Annotated in this window: 12 protein-coding genes and 1 riboswitch; of the genes, 6 read left to right on the forward strand and 6 right to left on the reverse strand. The window is 42.4% G+C overall.

What is annotated here, in order from left to right; translation table 11 throughout:
• The first annotated feature begins 202 nt into the window (after positions 1-202).
• On the forward strand, positions 203-1,660 hold the full coding sequence (locus ACFO6W_RS25035) for a fibrobacter succinogenes major paralogous domain-containing protein (protein ID WP_380001675.1): 1,458 nt from the start codon (positions 203-205) through the stop codon (positions 1,658-1,660).
• 204 nt (positions 1,661-1,864) lie between these two features.
• On the opposite strand, the gene ACFO6W_RS25040 is transcribed toward ACFO6W_RS25035, so the two are convergent.
• Positions 1,865-2,827, reverse strand: a complete 963-nt coding sequence (locus tag ACFO6W_RS25040; protein WP_380001677.1) for an AraC family transcriptional regulator — start codon at positions 2,825-2,827, stop codon at positions 1,865-1,867.
• Between the two features lie 357 nt (positions 2,828-3,184).
• The gene (gene dpp5, locus ACFO6W_RS25045) at positions 3,185-5,281 is read right to left on the reverse strand and encodes a dipeptidyl-peptidase Dpp5 (protein ID WP_380001679.1); all 2,097 of its coding nucleotides are present in this window, start codon (positions 5,279-5,281) and stop codon (positions 3,185-3,187) included.
• 669 nt (positions 5,282-5,950) lie between these two features.
• Positions 5,951-6,257, forward strand: a riboswitch (cobalamin riboswitch).
• 114 nt (positions 6,258-6,371) lie between these two features.
• On the opposite strand from dpp5, the gene ACFO6W_RS25050 reads away from it, so the two are divergent.
• Genes ACFO6W_RS25050 through cbiD form a run of 5 tightly spaced genes read left to right on the forward strand, consistent with a single transcriptional unit; the run spans position 6,372 to position 12,073 of the window.
• Positions 6,372-7,079 (forward strand): precorrin-2 C(20)-methyltransferase, encoded by a 708-nt coding sequence (locus ACFO6W_RS25050; protein WP_380001681.1) that lies wholly within the window; start codon positions 6,372-6,374, stop codon positions 7,077-7,079.
• Between the two features lie 6 nt (positions 7,080-7,085).
• Complete coding sequence (locus tag ACFO6W_RS25055) at positions 7,086-8,216, forward strand: ABC transporter substrate-binding protein (RefSeq protein WP_380001683.1); 1,131 nt, start codon at positions 7,086-7,088, stop codon at positions 8,214-8,216.
• On the forward strand, positions 8,216-9,250 hold the full coding sequence (locus ACFO6W_RS25060) for an iron chelate uptake ABC transporter family permease subunit (protein ID WP_380001685.1): 1,035 nt from the start codon (positions 8,216-8,218) through the stop codon (positions 9,248-9,250). Before ACFO6W_RS25055 ends, ACFO6W_RS25060 begins: the two co-directional genes overlap by 1 nt.
• Before the next feature lie 4 nt (positions 9,251-9,254).
• Positions 9,255-10,253: an ABC transporter ATP-binding protein gene (locus ACFO6W_RS25065; RefSeq protein ID WP_380001687.1), complete on the forward strand. Its 999-nt coding sequence runs from the start codon at positions 9,255-9,257 to the stop codon at positions 10,251-10,253.
• A complete protein-coding gene (cbiD, locus tag ACFO6W_RS25070; RefSeq protein ID WP_380001689.1) occupies positions 10,250-12,073 on the forward strand; it encodes a cobalt-precorrin-5B (C(1))-methyltransferase CbiD in 1,824 nt (607 codons plus the stop codon). The genes ACFO6W_RS25065 and cbiD overlap by 4 nt, the downstream gene beginning before the upstream one ends.
• Here cbiD and cobM read toward each other — a convergent pair.
• The 4 genes from cobM to ACFO6W_RS25090 all read right to left on the reverse strand — a co-directional run bounded on the left by cobM (position 12,063) and on the right by ACFO6W_RS25090 (position 18,192).
• Positions 12,063-13,880 (reverse strand): precorrin-4 C(11)-methyltransferase, encoded by a 1,818-nt coding sequence (gene cobM, locus ACFO6W_RS25075; protein ID WP_380001691.1) that lies wholly within the window; start codon positions 13,878-13,880, stop codon positions 12,063-12,065. The two genes, cbiD and cobM, sit on opposite strands and share 11 nt — an antisense overlap.
• Before the next feature lie 146 nt (positions 13,881-14,026).
• Positions 14,027-15,214 carry a precorrin-6y C5,15-methyltransferase (decarboxylating) subunit CbiE gene (gene cbiE / locus ACFO6W_RS25080; protein ID WP_380001693.1) on the reverse strand — a complete coding sequence of 396 codons (1,188 nt, stop codon included), beginning with the start codon at positions 15,212-15,214 and terminating at the stop codon, positions 14,027-14,029.
• A gap of 75 nt (positions 15,215-15,289) precedes the next feature.
• On the reverse strand, positions 15,290-16,699 hold the full coding sequence (gene cobJ, locus ACFO6W_RS25085) for a precorrin-3B C(17)-methyltransferase (protein ID WP_296938455.1): 1,410 nt from the start codon (positions 16,697-16,699) through the stop codon (positions 15,290-15,292).
• Positions 16,690-18,192: a PepSY domain-containing protein gene (locus ACFO6W_RS25090; RefSeq protein ID WP_380001695.1), complete on the reverse strand. Its 1,503-nt coding sequence runs from the start codon at positions 18,190-18,192 to the stop codon at positions 16,690-16,692. The genes cobJ and ACFO6W_RS25090 overlap by 10 nt, the downstream gene beginning before the upstream one ends.
• Position 18,193: the final 1 nt, after the last annotated feature.

Genomic DNA, 18,193 nt, shown 5'->3' on the forward strand with positions numbered 1-18,193 from the left:
TTTCATTATATTTATTTTTAATTATGAAATATTTCTCTAATTTTGCGGAAATTTTAATATGAAATCACAAAAAATACAACTATGCCGCTTAGTTACTATACACATAAAGATTTGTATTTTAAGAGTTTAACCCATCCTTAGGAATGTTACTATATGAAAGAACTACATATCAAGATACAAACAAAAATAATTTTATCTACATATGAACACTTACACAAGAACAATAAGATTCACTTTGTTAGGGTTTGTTACGCTCGCTCTTCACTCATTTGGACTTCATGCACAGGTTACAATTGGCCTGGGAACAGCCCCTGCCAAGGCAGGATTATTACAACTGAAAGAACAGGAACCTGATGCGAATAATGTAACATGTAAAACAGGAGGCTTTATCTTACCTCGAGTGGCATTAGTGAACCTGAGAACCTTAGAACCATTTGTCAATCCTGCAGAGTCCGGATATGATAGCGAAAAATCAAAAAATATAGGTCTATTAGTATATAATATGACTAAAACAACACCCTTTGTTCCGGGGTTATATTTATGGGACGGGGAAAAGTGGGATATACTGAGAACAGCTTCTGACTCTATTCCCACAAGAGATAATCCAGGCAGTGTCCCTGTAGAACCGAATGCACCATCCAGCATGACAGATCCTGCGGCACTGAAATTATCCAACTCATTCATTGTGGGCTACAACAAAACGATAGATATCCCTGTAATAAAGGCATATGCGGTGTGGAATCAACTATTGAACCTGAATGAGGTAGGATTGCAAGGAACTGTTAGTGTCGAATTGTTATGGGAAGATAAAAAGGATTTAATTAAAGAAGTGACCCTTGCTTCGGGAGACAAAGGGACAGCTTCGATGCTGAGAATTACAACCAATAACAATAGCCTGCAGGGGAACGCACTTGTGGCCGTGAAAATAAATAATGTGATACGTTGGAGCTGGCATATATGGATCACCAATTATGATCCTGAAGTCCTTGCCGGAGAAAAAGTATTTAACAATGCTACATTTATGGACCGTAACCTGGGTGCGATAAATACGATACCGGGTAATATCGGTGCGTTGGGATTACTTTACCAATGGGGAAGAAAAGATCCGTTCCCAGGATCTTCGGCCGTAGACGATAATATAGAGATAACACTTTATAATCTGACCGGGGCAAATGTCTCTATTGAGAAGAGCAAAGTGAATAATAATCTCAATATGCCTAATTCGATTATCAATCCGCATACATTCTATTTTAGCACCGAAGGTAATCAGGACTGGTATAGTAATTCCGGTACAACCAATAACCATTTGTGGAATAATACCGACGATACAAAAGGCACCTATGACCCGTGCCCTAAAGGATGGCGTGTACCTCGGAGCGGATCTGGCAGTAATTCTGCCTGGAACGGCTTAGGCGGTGGTGGACCTGCCTTCGATAAAGGCAAAGGAGAAGAATGGGCTACGGCTGGATATTATCCGGCTGCCGGATATCGCGAACCAACTACCGGAAATTTGACAATGGTGGGGCTGGAAGGGTATAACTGGTCTGCCACAGCCTTCTACAGTACAATATACCGGCTGTTTTTCAAATCTTATTATGTCCAGGTAGACGCAACGGACAACAGGGGTAAAGGAAGTTCGGTACGATGTGTAAAAGAATAATTCGATATAGATAAGATTTATCTACTCTGTGTAGTTTTTTTAATTTGTCTTAAGGTTGGGATGGCATATGCGTGAGCATGTGCCTTTCTGTTTCATAAGAATAATTTTTAGTTGAAAATAATGAGTCCCGCGAATCTCTCGACTCACAGGACCCAACCTTAACACAAACTTTACAAAACTACATATATATTTTTTTGTTCATTCTTATTTATCCATCCGGTATTGTGTAGGAGACAGCCCCGTATGCTTCTTAAAAAACCTACTTAAAGAAGTTTGATTAGAAAAATTAGTCTTTACGGTTATCTCCTGTATATTCAATGCCGGATTCTTCAATAGCGACTTTATCTCCATTATACTATATTCTACAATCCAATCTTTTGCTGACCGGCCACTAACATCCTTTACTACCGATGTCAGGTATTTAGGTGTAATATGGAGCTTTTCGGCATAAAAAGCAATCTCTCTGTTTTCTCTGAAATATTGCATTATCAGGAGAAAGAAATCGTATGCAAGCTTTTCTTTCCGGCTATCAAGATCCCTTATGGCATTTTTAGATAATAGATTGCTCCTATAATTATTATAAAGATCAAGATAGAAAAGCCTCAACAGGTTGACTATATATTCCCTCTGGAACAGATTATCGGCCGACTTCACCCAACTATATACGAGATCGTAATATCCGGAAAACCGGCACACTTCATCTTTCGACAGCTTGTAGTGATACTTTCTTCTCATATGGATAAAGAATAGAGGTGAAAGACGCGCTACTCCGCTAAGGACATCATTTATTAATAGATGCGACACCGTAAAATAGTTGATAGAAAAATCAGCGCTTTTGCTTTTCAGCGAAATGATTTGTCCGGGAAGAATTACCATTAACTCACCTTTCAACAAACGATGCTCCTGCATATATACATCTATTATCGCAGAGCCTTCTATACAAAGCCCCAAGATTCCGACAGGAAGATACGTCTGGGTATATGTAACCGGAAGAGCATTTTCCCCCACACAAATATTAAAATCATACCCAAAAGAATATACAGAATTTTCCTTGTCCTCTGACAGAGATTTTTTTTCTCCGTACATTTTCGCCTTGTCTTCCATCTCAGTCTTGTCTCTCCTCAATATCGGGTGCAAATATATAACATCATTCCTTACAATTTTCATCTAGTGGAAATATGGTATAACATTTAGGAAGTATGGTATCCATTTTATTCGGATTTTCGATAAAAGATATCCTTATTGGCTCGAAAACCGGCCAATCACACTCTGATTACATCCATTTTTTGTCTCTATCCTTAGTGTAAGTTTATCCTGCAAATTTAGCAAAACAAGAGATATAACATATAAATAATAAGATATATTATAAAAATAATATAGATTTTATTTAATACAGAAACCAAATAAAGAGAATTTATACATCTATATCCTTTATATTATACCCGGAGACTGAAGCTATTCAAAACAAAAGCTTATCAGACAAGTCATCTGATAAGCTTCTTTATATAATAGCCCTCAATATTTTTACTTCAGATAAGTATCGAACCAGCGGAAAAACTCCCGTTGGAATAGTATCCCGTTTTGAGGCTGGGCAATCCAATGGTTTTCATTCGGATAAATAAGCATACGTGCCGGAATCCCCCTCAGCTTAGCGGCATTGAATGCCATCATGCCCTGCGAGGCGAGGATGCGGTAATCCAGTTCTCCATGCGAAATCATTATCGGAGTATCCCATTTCTCCACAAATTTGTGAGGAGAGTTAGCATACGAACGCTGTGCGATAGAATTACTCCTGTCCCAGAAAGAGCCGCCCAGATCCCAGTTGGCGAACCACATCTCTTCTGTTTCGAGGTATTGCGCCTCTACATTGAAGATACCGGCATGAGCAAGAAATGCTTTGAAGCGCTTGTTGTGGTTTCCGGCCAACCAATAAACGGAAAATCCGCCATAACTTGCGCCTGTACAACCAAGTTTATCCGCATTTACAAAAGGCTCCTTAGCCATAGCATCTATAGCCGAAAGATAATCTTTCATATTCTGTCCGCCGTAATCTTTGCTGATCTGTTCCAGCCATTCCTGACCAAAACCCGGAAGACCTCTGCGATTAGGGGCAACGACAATATACCCGTTTGCAGCCATCATCTGCAAATTCCAACGGTACGACCAAAACTGGCTCACAGTACTTTGAGGACCACCCTGGCAGTATAAAAGAGCCGGATATTTTTTATTTGGGTCGAAGTTTGGCGGATAGACGATCCATGTCAGCATTTTCTTCCCGTCAGTAGTAGCAATCCAACGCTCTTCCACTTTACCCATTTTTAACTGCCCGAGTATTTCTTTATTTTCAAAGCTCAATTCGGTGGCTTCCCCGTTAGTTGTATTTACAGAATATATTTCATTTGGCGCCGATAACGAATGGCGTATTGCGATAAGTTTATCTCCGGCTATGCCGAATGATTCATAATCGTAATCACCCTTTGTTATCTGATTTATTTCCTTGGTATGCACAAAGGCCTTGAACAGATGCGTCTTAGCCTCTACACATGAAACGAAATAAATACTCTCATTATCGTTCCAGGCCAGATAATCGGTGTTATAATCAAACTTTTCGGTTACATAAATTTTATCGTTAGTGGTCAGATTCATTACAAACATCCGGTTTTTGTCCGATTCGTATCCGTCACGCTCCATACTTTGCCATGCAATATATTTGCCATCAGGAGAGAAAACAGGATTGATGTCATATCCCATCATACCTTCTGTAAGATTTTTCGTCTCTTTTGTATCTATATTATACAGGTATATATCGGAGTTGGTAGACAAGGCATATTCCATCCCTTTTTTCTTCCGGCAGGTGTATGCAATGGATTTACCGTCGGGACTCCAGGCGAGTTGCTCTATTCCGCCGAACGGGAGCATAGGGCATTCGTAAGGTTCATCGCCTAAAATATCTATACCGTCTGTCATTTTTGTACCGTCATAACCGGCTATGAAGCTGTGGGGGATTTCCTCCACCCATTCCGACCAGTGTTTATACATCAAATCATCTATGATGCGGCCCGATGCTTTAGGCAGATCGGGGTATTTATCGGCAGTACGTTCTCCGTACTTTATATTTTTAATGTACAGGATTTTCTTCTCATCAGGCGAATAAGAAAATCCGTTGACACCGCCTTCTATGTCGCTTATCTGCACTCGTTCACTGCCATCAGGATTCATTTCCCAAATTTGCGAAGAGCCGCTTTCGCTACTTAGGAATGCGATCTTGGCACCACCTTTCACCCATACAGCATTGTTTTCGCTTTTGGCAGTTTGGGTTATCTGCTTTTTGTCCGAGCCATCAATATTCATGGTGAATAACTCCCGGTTGGTCTTATTCTGCTCGATGCTCACATAAGTGACTCCATAGAGTACTTTTGATTTATCAGGCGAAACTTGTACGTCGGATACGCGTCCGAAGCTGTAAAGGACTTCGGGGGTCATGATACCGTTTTCTACTTTTACGGTGGCTTTGCCGATCAGGGGGGCATCTTTCTCCGTGTCTTCTATTTTTGCGGAAAATTTACCGCCACACGAAACGACTGATGCGCCGAGTAATAATGCCATAATTGATTTATTCATATAGTTAAATTATATTTTATAGGTTCAAAGATATTTGTTTTTTGCAATACATACAACAAATGTGTCGACGCTCCAATTCAATTAGCAAATCTTTTTTTCGTTATCCCTAACCACACACAAGGTGCATCAACCAGCAACTTATTTTCTAAAAAACTTGACAAACCTGACACATTTTACATTTTTTCCCTGTACCCTTTACGTAAATCTTTGCGCCCTCCGCAGTAAAAAGTTGATTACACTCAAAAAGCGCAGATATACCCTGATTTATTACAACAAACAGTGAACAACCCGTATTTTGTCCTTTGGTAACTATCTTCCAAAAATCTGACAAACTTTACATATTTTCATATAGATATAAAACTTTACAAACCTGACAACTTTTCAGTTAACAGTTAGCAGTCATCAGTTAACAACTCGTATCTTGTATCTTGTTTACTCGTAACTTGTAACTGCCCTAGGGCGAAGTAACTTGTAACTGTTAAAAAGTTACAAAAGTTACACTTTTATCAATTATTTTCTCTCCTCAAAGCCAAGGTTTCTCTCCTCAAAGCTAAGGTGGGGGATTGAGGGGGCTGATTCATTCTTTCAAAGAGCTATGAGCTAGAAGCTAAATATATAGATAAAGTTATTTCACATACATTATATAAATCATTATAAATTTAATTCCATATCTTTGCACTAAGTTCTGGTGTTACAAATCCGCGTGCCGGACGAGTAATTAAAAGGGAATCAGGTGCAAATCCTGAACAGACCCGCTGCTGTAAGCTCTATTCAGTTAACAGTTAACAGTCATCAGTTAACAATGTTTCTGAAAAAAGTTTTTGAACAATACTCAAACCACTGATTGACAGTCATCAGTCATCAGCTATCAGTTAATAATTTTTGTTAACTGTTTACTGCTAACTGTTTACTGAAAATGGGAAGGCCGTTCAAAAATGGAGTAAGTCAGAAAACCTGCCGGAACATTATTAGTTGAAAGCTCGAGGTTTAGGCTTAAATACTATTTACAGACAACACACATACCTGTTCGTCTATTTTAGTCCTATACTAAAGGCATCTGATTCTAACTCTTATAAAATGAATCTTAAAGATGTTTGATCCTGTTACGTTCGTATCCCTCGGTCCCGGAGACCCGGAACTGATAACCTTGAAAGGTTTGAAAACACTGCAAGAAGCAGATTTGATATTTTGTCCGTCAACCGCCCTTCCCGGAGGAAAAAGCTCCTCACGGGCAAAAGATGTCCTATTGCAATTGAGCATCGGCGAATCAAAGCTGAACACATTCAATGTACCTATGAACAAAGACCGTTCTCTGGCCATTGAGAGCTACAAGGCTGTGGCGGAAGAAATATCGGACAGGTATAAATCCGGACATAAAATAGCTGTTACAGCCGAAGGTGATGCCGGATTCTACTCTACCATCTATTACATAAGCGAATATCTTACACAGGAGAATATACCGGTCAGCCGCATCGCGGGCGTACCTGCGTTTATAGCCTGTGGCACTCTGGCCAACATTCATATTGTGAAACAAGAGGAAGAACTCGAAGTTATTCCGGGTATCATAACATCAGCAGATGGTCTGGAAGAAAAGATCAAAACCGGCAAAACCGTTGTACTGATGAAAGCTTCCCAGTGCGAACAAGTAATAAAGGAAGCATTAGAAAATATTCAGGACATCACTTTCCACTATTTTGAAAATGCAGGAATCTCCGGCAAAGAAGTCTATACTCAGAACAGGGAAGAAATACTCAATCGTAAATTCCCTTACTTTTCACTAATAATAATCCGCAAATAAACAAATATGAAATTCCTTGCCCGTTCAATAATCCTGCTTGCTTTTGGCTGCTTCATAGCATGTAACCCGAATAAGAAAGACAGCAACAATATTTCCAGCATGCATGATACATTAAATATCAAATATGCAAAAGGCTTTACCGTATCCGAACATGGAAATTACAAACTGGTGGATATACATGATCCTTCCGGCGAAAGCGATACCAAGTATCAATATGCTTTATTGAAAAGAGGGGAAGATAAAACGGGCATACCTGCCGGATACCAGATTATAGAAGTCCCCGTAAAAAGCGTGGTGTGTATGACCACCCTGCAAATTTCCAATTTTATCAAATTAGACGCTGTAGACAAAATAGCGGGGATAACCAGTACCCGTTTCCTGTTTAATCCTCAGCTAAATGAACAATTGAAAACCGGGAAAACAAGCAAAATCGGTATCGAAGGGGAGTTTGACAACGAAGTGGTTATGGCTATCGATCCCGACATTATCCTTGTTTCGCCCTTCAAGCGCGGAGGTTATGATGCTATCCGCAATCTGGATATTCCTCTGATCAGCTTTTTAGGATATAAAGAATCGTCTCCTCTGGGACAGGCCGAATGGATAAAATTTACAGGGCTTTTATTGGGAATGGAAGAACAGGCAGGTAAACAATTCGATGAAATAGAAAAAAAATATAATAAACTGAAATCATTGGCCGGACCAGTGGCGCATAAGCCGGCAGTGCTTAGCGGGGAACTGCATTCGGGCAATTGGTATGTCGTAGGAGGGAACAGCTATCTGGCGCAACTCTTCCGCGATGCGGGAGCATCCTATTTTATGAAAAACGATGACGAATCGGGCGGATTTTATGTGGATTTCGAAACTGTATATTCTCAGGGCGCGAATGCCGAATACTGGCGTATGGTAAACAGCCACAACGGAACGTTCGGCTATGAAGCGCTGAAACAAAGCGACGCACGTTACACAGATTTCAAAGCATACAAAGATAAAAAACTTATCTATTGCAATCTCAGGGAAAAACCCTTCTATGAAAATACGCCTGTAGAGCCGGAAGTCGTACTGGCCGACCTGATAAAGATATTCCACCCCGAGCTGTTACCGGAACACACACCTGTATATTATGAACTATTGAAATAATGAAACATCATATAGTTTTACTCGCACTTATTTTTGCATCTATCCTGCTGTTTTTCATACTCAATCTTGTATTGGGAACTATCTCCATACCCGTAGGCTCTATCTGGAACATATTATCCGGAACAGGAGATGAACCGCTGATATGGCAGAATATAATCTGGAAATCCCGTTTTCCCCAGACACTGACAGCCTTGGTTGCGGGAGCAGGTTTATCTATAAGCGGGTTGCAGATGCAGACCGTATTCCGTAATCCCCTGGCCGGTCCCTCCGAACTGGGTATCAGTTCGGGCGCAAGCCTCGGTGTAGCTTTCATTATCCTTCTGTCGGGAAGCATTGCAGGAACGGCGTTGAGTACTTTAGGCTTTTTCGGGGAAGTGGCTGTATCTGTGGCGGCTATTGCCGGGGCAATGACTGTGATGGCAATCATAATAGCCATTTCGCAACGGGTAAGGGGAAATGTCATACTCCTTATTATCGGAGTCATGATAGGCTATATAGCGACCGCCATTATCGGCGTCCTTAAATTTTTCAGCAACGATGAAGATGTCAGGGCATATGTAATATGGGGACTGGGCAGTTTCGCGAAAGTATCGGGTAATCAGGTCTATACTTTCGTCTTTATAATGGCCGTACTTATCCCGCTTTCATTCCTGCTTATCAAGACCCTGAACCTTATGCTGCTCGGCGATGGCTATGCCCGTAATTTAGGGCTGAATATAAAACGTGCCCGCCTGTACGTGATTTGCTGTTCGTGCGTTATCACGGCTATTATCACAGCTTATTGCGGACCTATCGTCTTTCTGGGACTGGCCGTACCTCATCTGTGCCGTACAATATTTGTCTCATCCGACCACCGGATACTGATGCCTGCCGTCACACTCACAGGGGCATCCCTTGCCCTGCTGTGCAACCTTATAGCACGCATGCCGGGATTTGAAGGGGCATTACCTATCAACTCGGTGACGGCACTCATAGGTGCGCCGATAGTTATATCGGTATTATTCGGAAAACGTAAGAATGAGATAACGGAATAGGAAGATGAAACAAAAGACAATCGATATACAGCATCTTTCGATAGGATATTCTTCAAAAAAGAATATCATCACTGTCGCCGAAAGTATAACTTCATCCATTTTCAGCGGGGAACTTACCTGCTTGCTCGGAGCCAACGGGATAGGCAAGTCTACCTTGCTGCGGACACTTTCGGCTTTCCAGCCCAAATTGTCGGGCAGTATCTATATACGCGGAAAGGAAATAAAAGAATATAGCGAAAAGGAATTTGCTACCCTCGCCAGTGTAGTCCTGACCGAAAAATTTGATATAAAAAACATGAGCGCCCGCGAACTTATCGGCTTGGGACGCAGCCCATATACAGGATTCTGGGGAAAACTGAATAAAGAAGATAAAGAGATCGTAGATAAGGCCATCGCGATGGTGAAAATAGAAAATCTGGCGCACAGGATGGTTCATACACTAAGTGACGGGGAACGGCAGAAAGTGATGATCGCGAAAGCGCTGGCGCAGGAAACACCGATAATCCTTCTGGATGAGCCTACTGCTTTTCTCGATTTCCCGAGCAAAGTAGAAATCATGCAATTGCTGCACCAACTATCCCGCAAGACGAATAAAACTATTTTTCTTTCCACTCACGATTTGGAACTGGCGCTCCAGATAGCTGATAAAATATGGCTGATGGACAAGCAGAGCGGAATAAAGATAGGGACACCCGAAGATCTGTCCCTGGATGGCAGCCTGAGTAGTTTCTTTGCCAGAAAAGGGATTATTTTCGACCAGGACACCGGACTGTTTAGAATAGAAAATGAATCCGACAGACAGATAAAACTACTTGGGCACGGACAAAAATATACAATGGTCAGAAAAGCGCTGCAACGGAATGGAATACTGGCTTCGCGGCAGTTTAACACCGATTCTTACATTGATATTACAGATAACGGGATAAAAATTTGTATGCCGGAGCAACCGGACTTATTAATTTCCAGCATTGAAGAATTACTGGACAATATACATCGGCTATGATACTTATATTCGGAGGAACAACAGAAGGACGCAAAGCCCTATCGGTGTGCGATGGAGCGGCCAAACCATATTATTATTCCACGAAAGGCGATTTGCAGAAAGTGGAGAGTGTGTATGCTATTCTTCTCTCCGGAGGCCTCGATGAAGAGTCTATGATTACATGCTGTAAGGAGAATAACATTAAGCTTATTATAGACGCAGCGCATCCCTTTGCCGGGAACCTGCACGGGAATATAGCTTCCGCGTCCGCAAAATTGGAAATACCCGTAGTCAGGTATGAACGCAGTTATCCGGAACATACGGACGATTTGCTCTGGTTCGATTCTTACAACGATGCAATCCATTATCTCGAAAATAATAAGATAGATAACCTGCTTGCGCTGACAGGAGTAAATACGATAGCAAAACTTAAACCGTACTGGAAACGGCACAACTGCTGGTTCAGAATTCTGGACAGGGAAGAATCCCGCACTATTGCACAGGCAAACAATTTTCCATATGACAAAATATTATATTACAGACAGGGAGAGGATGAAACTCCCTTATTCGAAAGAATAAAGCCACAGGCGATTATAACAAAAGAAAGTGGCGACTCCGGTGGATTTAACGAAAAAGCAGATGCCGCCCGCAAACTGAATATACCCTTTTTAGTCCTCAAACGGCCCCCTCTATCCCCTTCTTTCATTTCCGTTTATGGCGAAAACGGACTACGCAAAGAAATTGAAAAATATGCACCCGGGTTCTTCGATTTAAGGACAGGATATACTACAGGAACATGTGCCACTGCTGCTGCTAAAGCGGCACTCACAACCCTGCTCACCAATGAGATACAGGAAGAAATCGGCCTGACACTGCCAAACGGCGAATGGATACGCATTCCTGTTGCTACCACACGGTTTTCAGAAAATACAGTCAGTTGTTCAGTCATAAAAGACTCCGGAGATGACCCGGACATTACCAACGGATGCGAAATAGTATCTACGGTACAACTCTGCGATACTCATAAAGGCGTCCGTTTTTTACAGGGAAAAGGCGTGGGTACAGTAACACTTCCCGGACTGGATATAGAAATTGGTGAACCGGCCATCAACAAGACGCCCCGTATGATGATAAAGCGGGAAATCTTCAAAGTCTTGCGCCATAATCAGGACAAATTACCGGACGGGAATTTAAAGACAGGTGTAGATGTCACTATTTCCGTTACCAACGGAGAAGAAATTGCACTAAAAACATTCAATCCCAAACTGGGTATTACAGGCGGAATATCTATTATCGGCACTTCGGGAATAGTGAAACCCTTTTCTTCGGAAGCATTCATCAACTCCATCCGCCGCGAAATGCAGGTAGCCAAAGCCCTGGGATGCGAGCGGGTAGTGATTAACTCGGGAGCAAAGAGCGAACGTTTCGTGAAACAAAGATATCCTGATCTGCCTGCACAGGCATTTATCCATTACGGGAATTTCATCGGCGAAACGATAAAGATAGCGTCTGACCTTGGTTTCAAAAGCCTGACGCTGGGTATTATGCTCGGGAAGGCCGTGAAACTTGCCGAAGGCTCACTGGATACACACAGTAAAAAAACGGTGATGAACAAAGAGTTCCTTACCGGATTGGCTTACGAAAGTAATTGCTCCGAAAGAACAATTGCAGCGATACAGGAAATGACTCTAGCCCGGCAGTTATGGGATATTATTATTACCCAAGAGGAAGTTTTTTTTACACTTCTTATCAAACAATGTTATGATACATGCGTTCCGCTTTTGCCAAACGGAAAGCTGATAATTATGCTCATAGACGAAGATGGGAATATTATCCTCTGAACAGATGTTTGAACTGGTGAGAATATAATTTCGACAATCCTTCCCTGTTTCCGATCGCGTCACCTACTACAATCATGGTAGTCAGTGTCAGGTTATTTTCTTTGACAATCTTAACCAAATCCTTTAGTTGCCCACGGTATATTTTTTCATCTTTCCATGTGAGCTTATAACAGGCTGCTACCGGGGTTTCGGGCGGGTAATGTTCCATCAGTTCCTTTTGTACCTGCTCCACGACAGTTGCACTCAGGAAGATACACATCGTGCTTTGTGAGCGCGCCAGTAAATGAAGCTTTTCTTTTTCGGGCATCGGAGTCCTCCCCTCCCCTCTTGTCAGTATGATAGTCTGCACCTTTTCGGGTATCGTAAACTGTGATTCCAAAGCAGCTGCAGCAGCCAGAAATGACGATATGCCCGGAGTGATATGATAAGACATATTATATTTATCGAAAAAAGCCATCTGCTCCTGAATAGCCCCGTAAATACACGGGTCACCCGTGTGCAAACGTACTACCAGTTTGCCCTTGTCGTAAAACTCTTTCATCAAATCAAATTGCTCTTCCAGATCCATCGAAGCGGAACTACGCACAACCGCTCCTTGTTTTGCACAATAAGTAAGCTCCACCGGAACAAGGCTTCCTGCATATAAAATCAGATCGGCAGCTTCCAGAAAATAACGGCCTTTCACCGAAATCAAATCCGGGTCGCCCGGCCCCGCGCCTACTATCTCGATATGTCCTTGCCGGACTGCCATACGTCCGACGGCAATAGCAAAAGTAAAATCATTGCCCTGACTCAATACTCCTTTCTGTTTTTCCAATATAAGAGGTCCTCCGTCAGAACTTTTAATGGCTGTGGACTCGGAAACTCCGGCAACTGTTGTTACTTCTTTCACCTTATCCGATGGATTAGGTACTTCAATGTCTTTCAGTTCCTCCGCGTTATATATATGTACCGGAATATCTCCGAGATACGATTGTAACTCACGAAGCAGAGGCTCATCCTTTTTAATATCTATAGTCGAAATACTGCTTATGGAAGCAATAGCAATATGCTTTTGCAACAGAGTACCGGCAATATATCCGTTTATACCCTCAGGATTACAGTCTTTGCGGCATCCGATACCCAGATGCAATACTTTCGGATGATAGCTGATAACAGGTATGCCCGCATCAGGATAAAGGTATGGAGAAACTGTTATCAACATCTCATATTCCTGTAAATCAATGTCTTCATACTTGTAATATATCTTCACATGCCCGGCAACTGTACGCTCCATAAATTCAGTTCCTTCGTCCACAATATCGAGCAATAGCGCGGTGGGCTTTCTGTTTACATAAGCCGTAAGCGGTTCATTGAAATTATCTGCGTTGGAAGTCGTTACCCAATTATATTTTTCACCGATTGTATCCAGCGCCCAAAGGTTAGTATTATCGCTTTGGGTAGTGATAACCGCTTCCGCGCCTGTAATATTGGCGATCCTCTTTGTCAGTTCGTTAGCACCTCCCACATGTCCCGAAAGCACGGACACCGCATAGCGCCCGGTACTGTCCACATTTACAATGGCAGGGTCGGTATGCTTGTCTTTGATATAAGGGGCGATGCTACGGACGCAAATACCCATAGCCCCTATAAATATGATTGCCTCCGATTGGCCGAATAAGTCTTTTACACAGTCGTTTATAGAAGAAATCCGATCCGTTCCTTTTAAGCCGGCTTTTGTGTATATATTAGTTTCACCTAATTCTTTCCTGATGGTTTCAGCTAAAGGAAGGCTAGTTTCAGATGTTAGTATTATAGCGTATTTCATATGTTTTCAGTTACGAGTTACTTCGCCCTATGGGCAGTTACAAGTTACAAGATGCTTGCGCAATTATTAATTTCATTCTTAATTTTTAATTTCATATACCCTCTCTGTAAGTCCCCCTTGGGGAAACAACGTTCGGCGGAGCCAATTTAGGGAGCTTGTGCTTTCATCACTTCAATAGCATTAAAATCATCCACAGCAACAGTGATGCTTTCCTTTATTACCAAATCATTATCCTTTGCCGCTGCCAGAAACATTTCTTTGCTTTCGGCTGATACAGAATTGAATACTATTGTTCCTCCCGGGACTAATACCGAAAATACTTTCGACATTATATCCTTCATGCGTCCGCCATGCCCGCCGATAAAAACAGCATCGGGACGGGGAAAGTCAGAAATATCCGTTTCCACAAAATCACCTATGATGGTATTTATGCCCGGCGTACCGAATTTCCGGGAGTTATTTTCCATAAGTTCTTGTCCTTCTTCCCGTTTTTCGAAAGAGAAAACCCCTAAATGAGGAAACTGCATCTTTGCTTCAATAGATACCGAACCTGTACAGAAACCGATATCCCAGAATACCGACTTGTTTCTCAAATCCAGTAAACTTAAAGAAAGCAGGCGCACCGGCATTTTTGTTATCATCTTAGCCCTGCCATTCAGCAAATCGAACTCGCTTTCAGGGATGCCGAAAGGACGTGGACGTTCATATGTCTTTTGCAAAATAAGATTATTGGGAAACGAGAATGTTTTTCCCGTAACATCGGATAATTCCAATGCAGTTACATTCTCCTTTTCTTTATTCCCCAACAATTCACCTATATACATCTTGTAATTATCATACCCATAATACAGCATTCGTTCGGCGATAGCCGCAGGTGTATGTTCCTTATTGTCGGTAAGCACCCCTATCTTATTATATCCGCAGATTAACGCCTCATCGAAACGAAGCCACGGGCGTCCGGTAAGCGAAACGATATGCATATCGTGATATGGCATCAACAGGCGGTGAGCCAGTAATTGCAAGGAATTGAAGTATGGATACAACAGTATTTCAGCCTCCGGTAACTCCCGCCGAATGGTGTTGGCAAAACCATAAAAAAGAGGATCTCCCGAAGCAAACACCACGATTTCATCATAAGTCCGGTATTGCCCGAAAATCTTGTTCAGGGGAACAGTTATCTCTATCCACGAATAATCTTCCGGAAGGAAAGGCCTCACTATTTCGTGATGGCGTATTCCACCCGAAAAAACAGTATGCGAGTTAATCACATCTGTTATTTCAGGAGAGAAATGTTGAGACTGGTTATCGTCAATACCTATAACATAGAATTTCATTCGTCATATTTTCTAATTAATGTATTATCTATTACCCTATTTGCAAGTCCCCCTCCGGAGGATTAGGGGATCTAGTTAAACATCCCTGCCCGGTTTCAATTGCTCCGCATCATCGAAGGTAAGAATGGAATTAACCAGTGTCGCCGCCAGATTACTTCCACCTTTACGTCCTTCAACGATCAGTTTAGGCACATCTTTAAAGGGTTTGGTCATATGCTTGGATTCCCTGACATTTACGAAGCCGACCGGAGCAGCGATAATACCTGCCGGATGCGTTTTCTTCTTGCGTATGAGTTCGCACAATTCCATCAATGCCGTAGGGGCATTACCAAACACATACAAGGCATCGGGATGTTCTTCCGCCGCCAGACGGATACCTGCCTGAGTGCGGGTAATCTCCTTATCTTTTGCCAGTTGCGCAACACGCTCATCATGCAGATAACATTTCACCTCAACGCCAAGACGCTCCAATGCTCCTTTGCGGATGCCCGAGGCAACCATAGTCACATCCGTAACAATCGTTTTTACCTTTCCCGATATAAATTGATTATGGAGTTTCTCAACAGCCCCTTCATCCGTATATAGTATATTCTCCATATCGAAATCGGCAGTCGTATGTATCGCATGCAGCAAAGCCCATTTCTTATCCAAAGGAATATCCTTCTTTTTCAGTTCGCTTTCTATGGTTCTGAAACTGCGGATCATTATATCTTGCCCGATACCGACATCATCTGTTTTAGACTCCCGATAATATCCTCTCGGTGTTACAATGTTCTGATTGTCGAAAATATAAGACTGGGAATTCCCGATAATAATTATGGTAAACATATCTATTTCCTCGGGGTCGAGCTCTCCCAAAGTGGTTACGACCACCTCCTGTTCCTCCCGTCCCGCCTGACGTACATAGCCGACCGGGGTTTCGGGTGATCGTTCCTGGAGAAAAATTTCTATCAACCTGTATAGTTGCCAGTAACGGCCATTGCTCCTCGGATTATAAACTGCCGTTACAAAATCGGCGGAGGCCGCGGCTATAATGCGCTTTTCTATCCTGTCCCATGGTGTCATCAGATCAGATAAGGAAATAATACAGAAATCGTGTCCGACTGGTGCCCCTAATAATGCCGCCGCTTTCTGGAAAGCACTGATACCCGGCAAGACATCGACGGCTATATCGCTTTGCTTTTCCTTTTTCATTTCGTACACCAGAGGAGCCATTCCGTAAATTCCGGAATCGCCCGAACTGATAACACAAACGGTACGCCCTTCTTCGGCATGGCGGAAAGCTTCTTCTGCCCGTTCCCGTTCTTTCTTCATTCCCGTGTCGATACAAAGCGTCCCGGGACGGAGAATATCTTCTACAAACCGGAAATAATATTTATAACCTACAACTACGTCCGATATCTTCAGCGCATCCAGTACGGCAGGAGTAATATCCTCCTGCGAACCCGGGCCTATCCCCGCAACAATAATTCTTCCTACTGACATATATTCGTATTGTTTTTTTTCTTTGAACAAATATACTTTTTTAATCTCTTTATTTTCCTCTTTATATACCTGAATCCTAACCACACTCCCGTCAGGGAAACCAATGTTCCACCAATCATAGTTGTCCACATCACTATGTTCCAAAGGACAGGGCGTTCTGCCAGAAATTTAAATTTAAAACTATGTAAAGCCTGATAAGACCAGCGTCTTACTTTGGTATTATTATTAAAATAACGTGTATTCCCATTCTTCGGGTTAATGTAATATGTACTGTTGTCGGCATCTTCGACCTGTACTTTATATACAGGGAGAGGCAGGTGATCTGTCAATCCTACATAATAGTTGTCGTATTCGTCCATTAAGGATATAACCGCCGGTTCTTTATGAAGCAATGAGATACGGCTCTTAATAGCTGCTTCGTCCAGCTGCATGGCAAGCACAGATGTACCGGAAGCATCGATTGTATGCAAACGGTCATCTATTACAGCCTTGTATATTGGCTTTTGGCCGAAAGAACTCCATTCTATGGATTTTATCTGGCCGTGATATTTCTCATAAAGACGCCTGTAATCCAAGGTATAAGTATCGGACTCTATTTTTTGTTTTGAATACAGCCTTTTCTCAGCCGATGGATCATGTACTTTTACCATCCATCCGGGCACTTTGGCCAGAGACATCATGCCGCTGAAAACGAAGGTAAAAACAAATATACCGAACATGAAGCCCAATATATGATGCCATTTATATGCAAACTTCCGATAAGGGCTCTTCATCTTTTTCTTCCGGCGATATTCTTTTATATACGAACGGATGCCCAGTATCAGCCCGGCAATACACATAACGGAACCTATTCCCGAAAGCCATATGACAACATCCATCCATTGCTGCGAATTCTGACGGAGCGATGTAAAATATACCCAATGGGGTATCGCGCCCAGCCATGCCCAGAAGCGGCTGTCTTTGTCTGTAAACTGCAAGGCGTCTCCCGATACGGACGAAACATATAACTGCGACTTCCCTTCATCTCCGAAGTAGAATTTATAGATAGGAAAATCTTTTCGTAAGGGCCCGAAAGGAATCCATTGCTCCAATTCCCGCAAAGTATCTACCCTGACAATTTCCGCCTGACACCAACGTTGGGCATAGGCCTTTATCTCCGGATAATCCGGCGGGGTTTTCAATTCCATGTCCGGACTTGCGGGAATCCGGTAAATACTATCGGATGTTTTTACTTCAAAAAAAGAAGTTCCGGCATAGGATTTCAGCGAAAGTGCGGATATTTCCTCACCCTTCGGGATATTATTAGCCAGTACGGAATCAAGGGCCGGCATATCTCCCTGCAATGGATACATATGCTTGTTTTTATCCCGCTCGGTCGCTTTTGGAAATGTATGGTATATCATTACAAATCCGGACAGGAACCAAACGAGGAACAGGATACTGAGGAGTGTCCCCAGTATCCTGTGAATAGAATATAGTATATTTTTCAGCATA

This window comes from Dysgonomonas termitidis (assembly GCF_042654545.1).
In the GTDB taxonomy this organism is placed as follows: Bacteria; Bacteroidota; Bacteroidia; order Bacteroidales; family Dysgonomonadaceae; genus Dysgonomonas; species Dysgonomonas termitidis.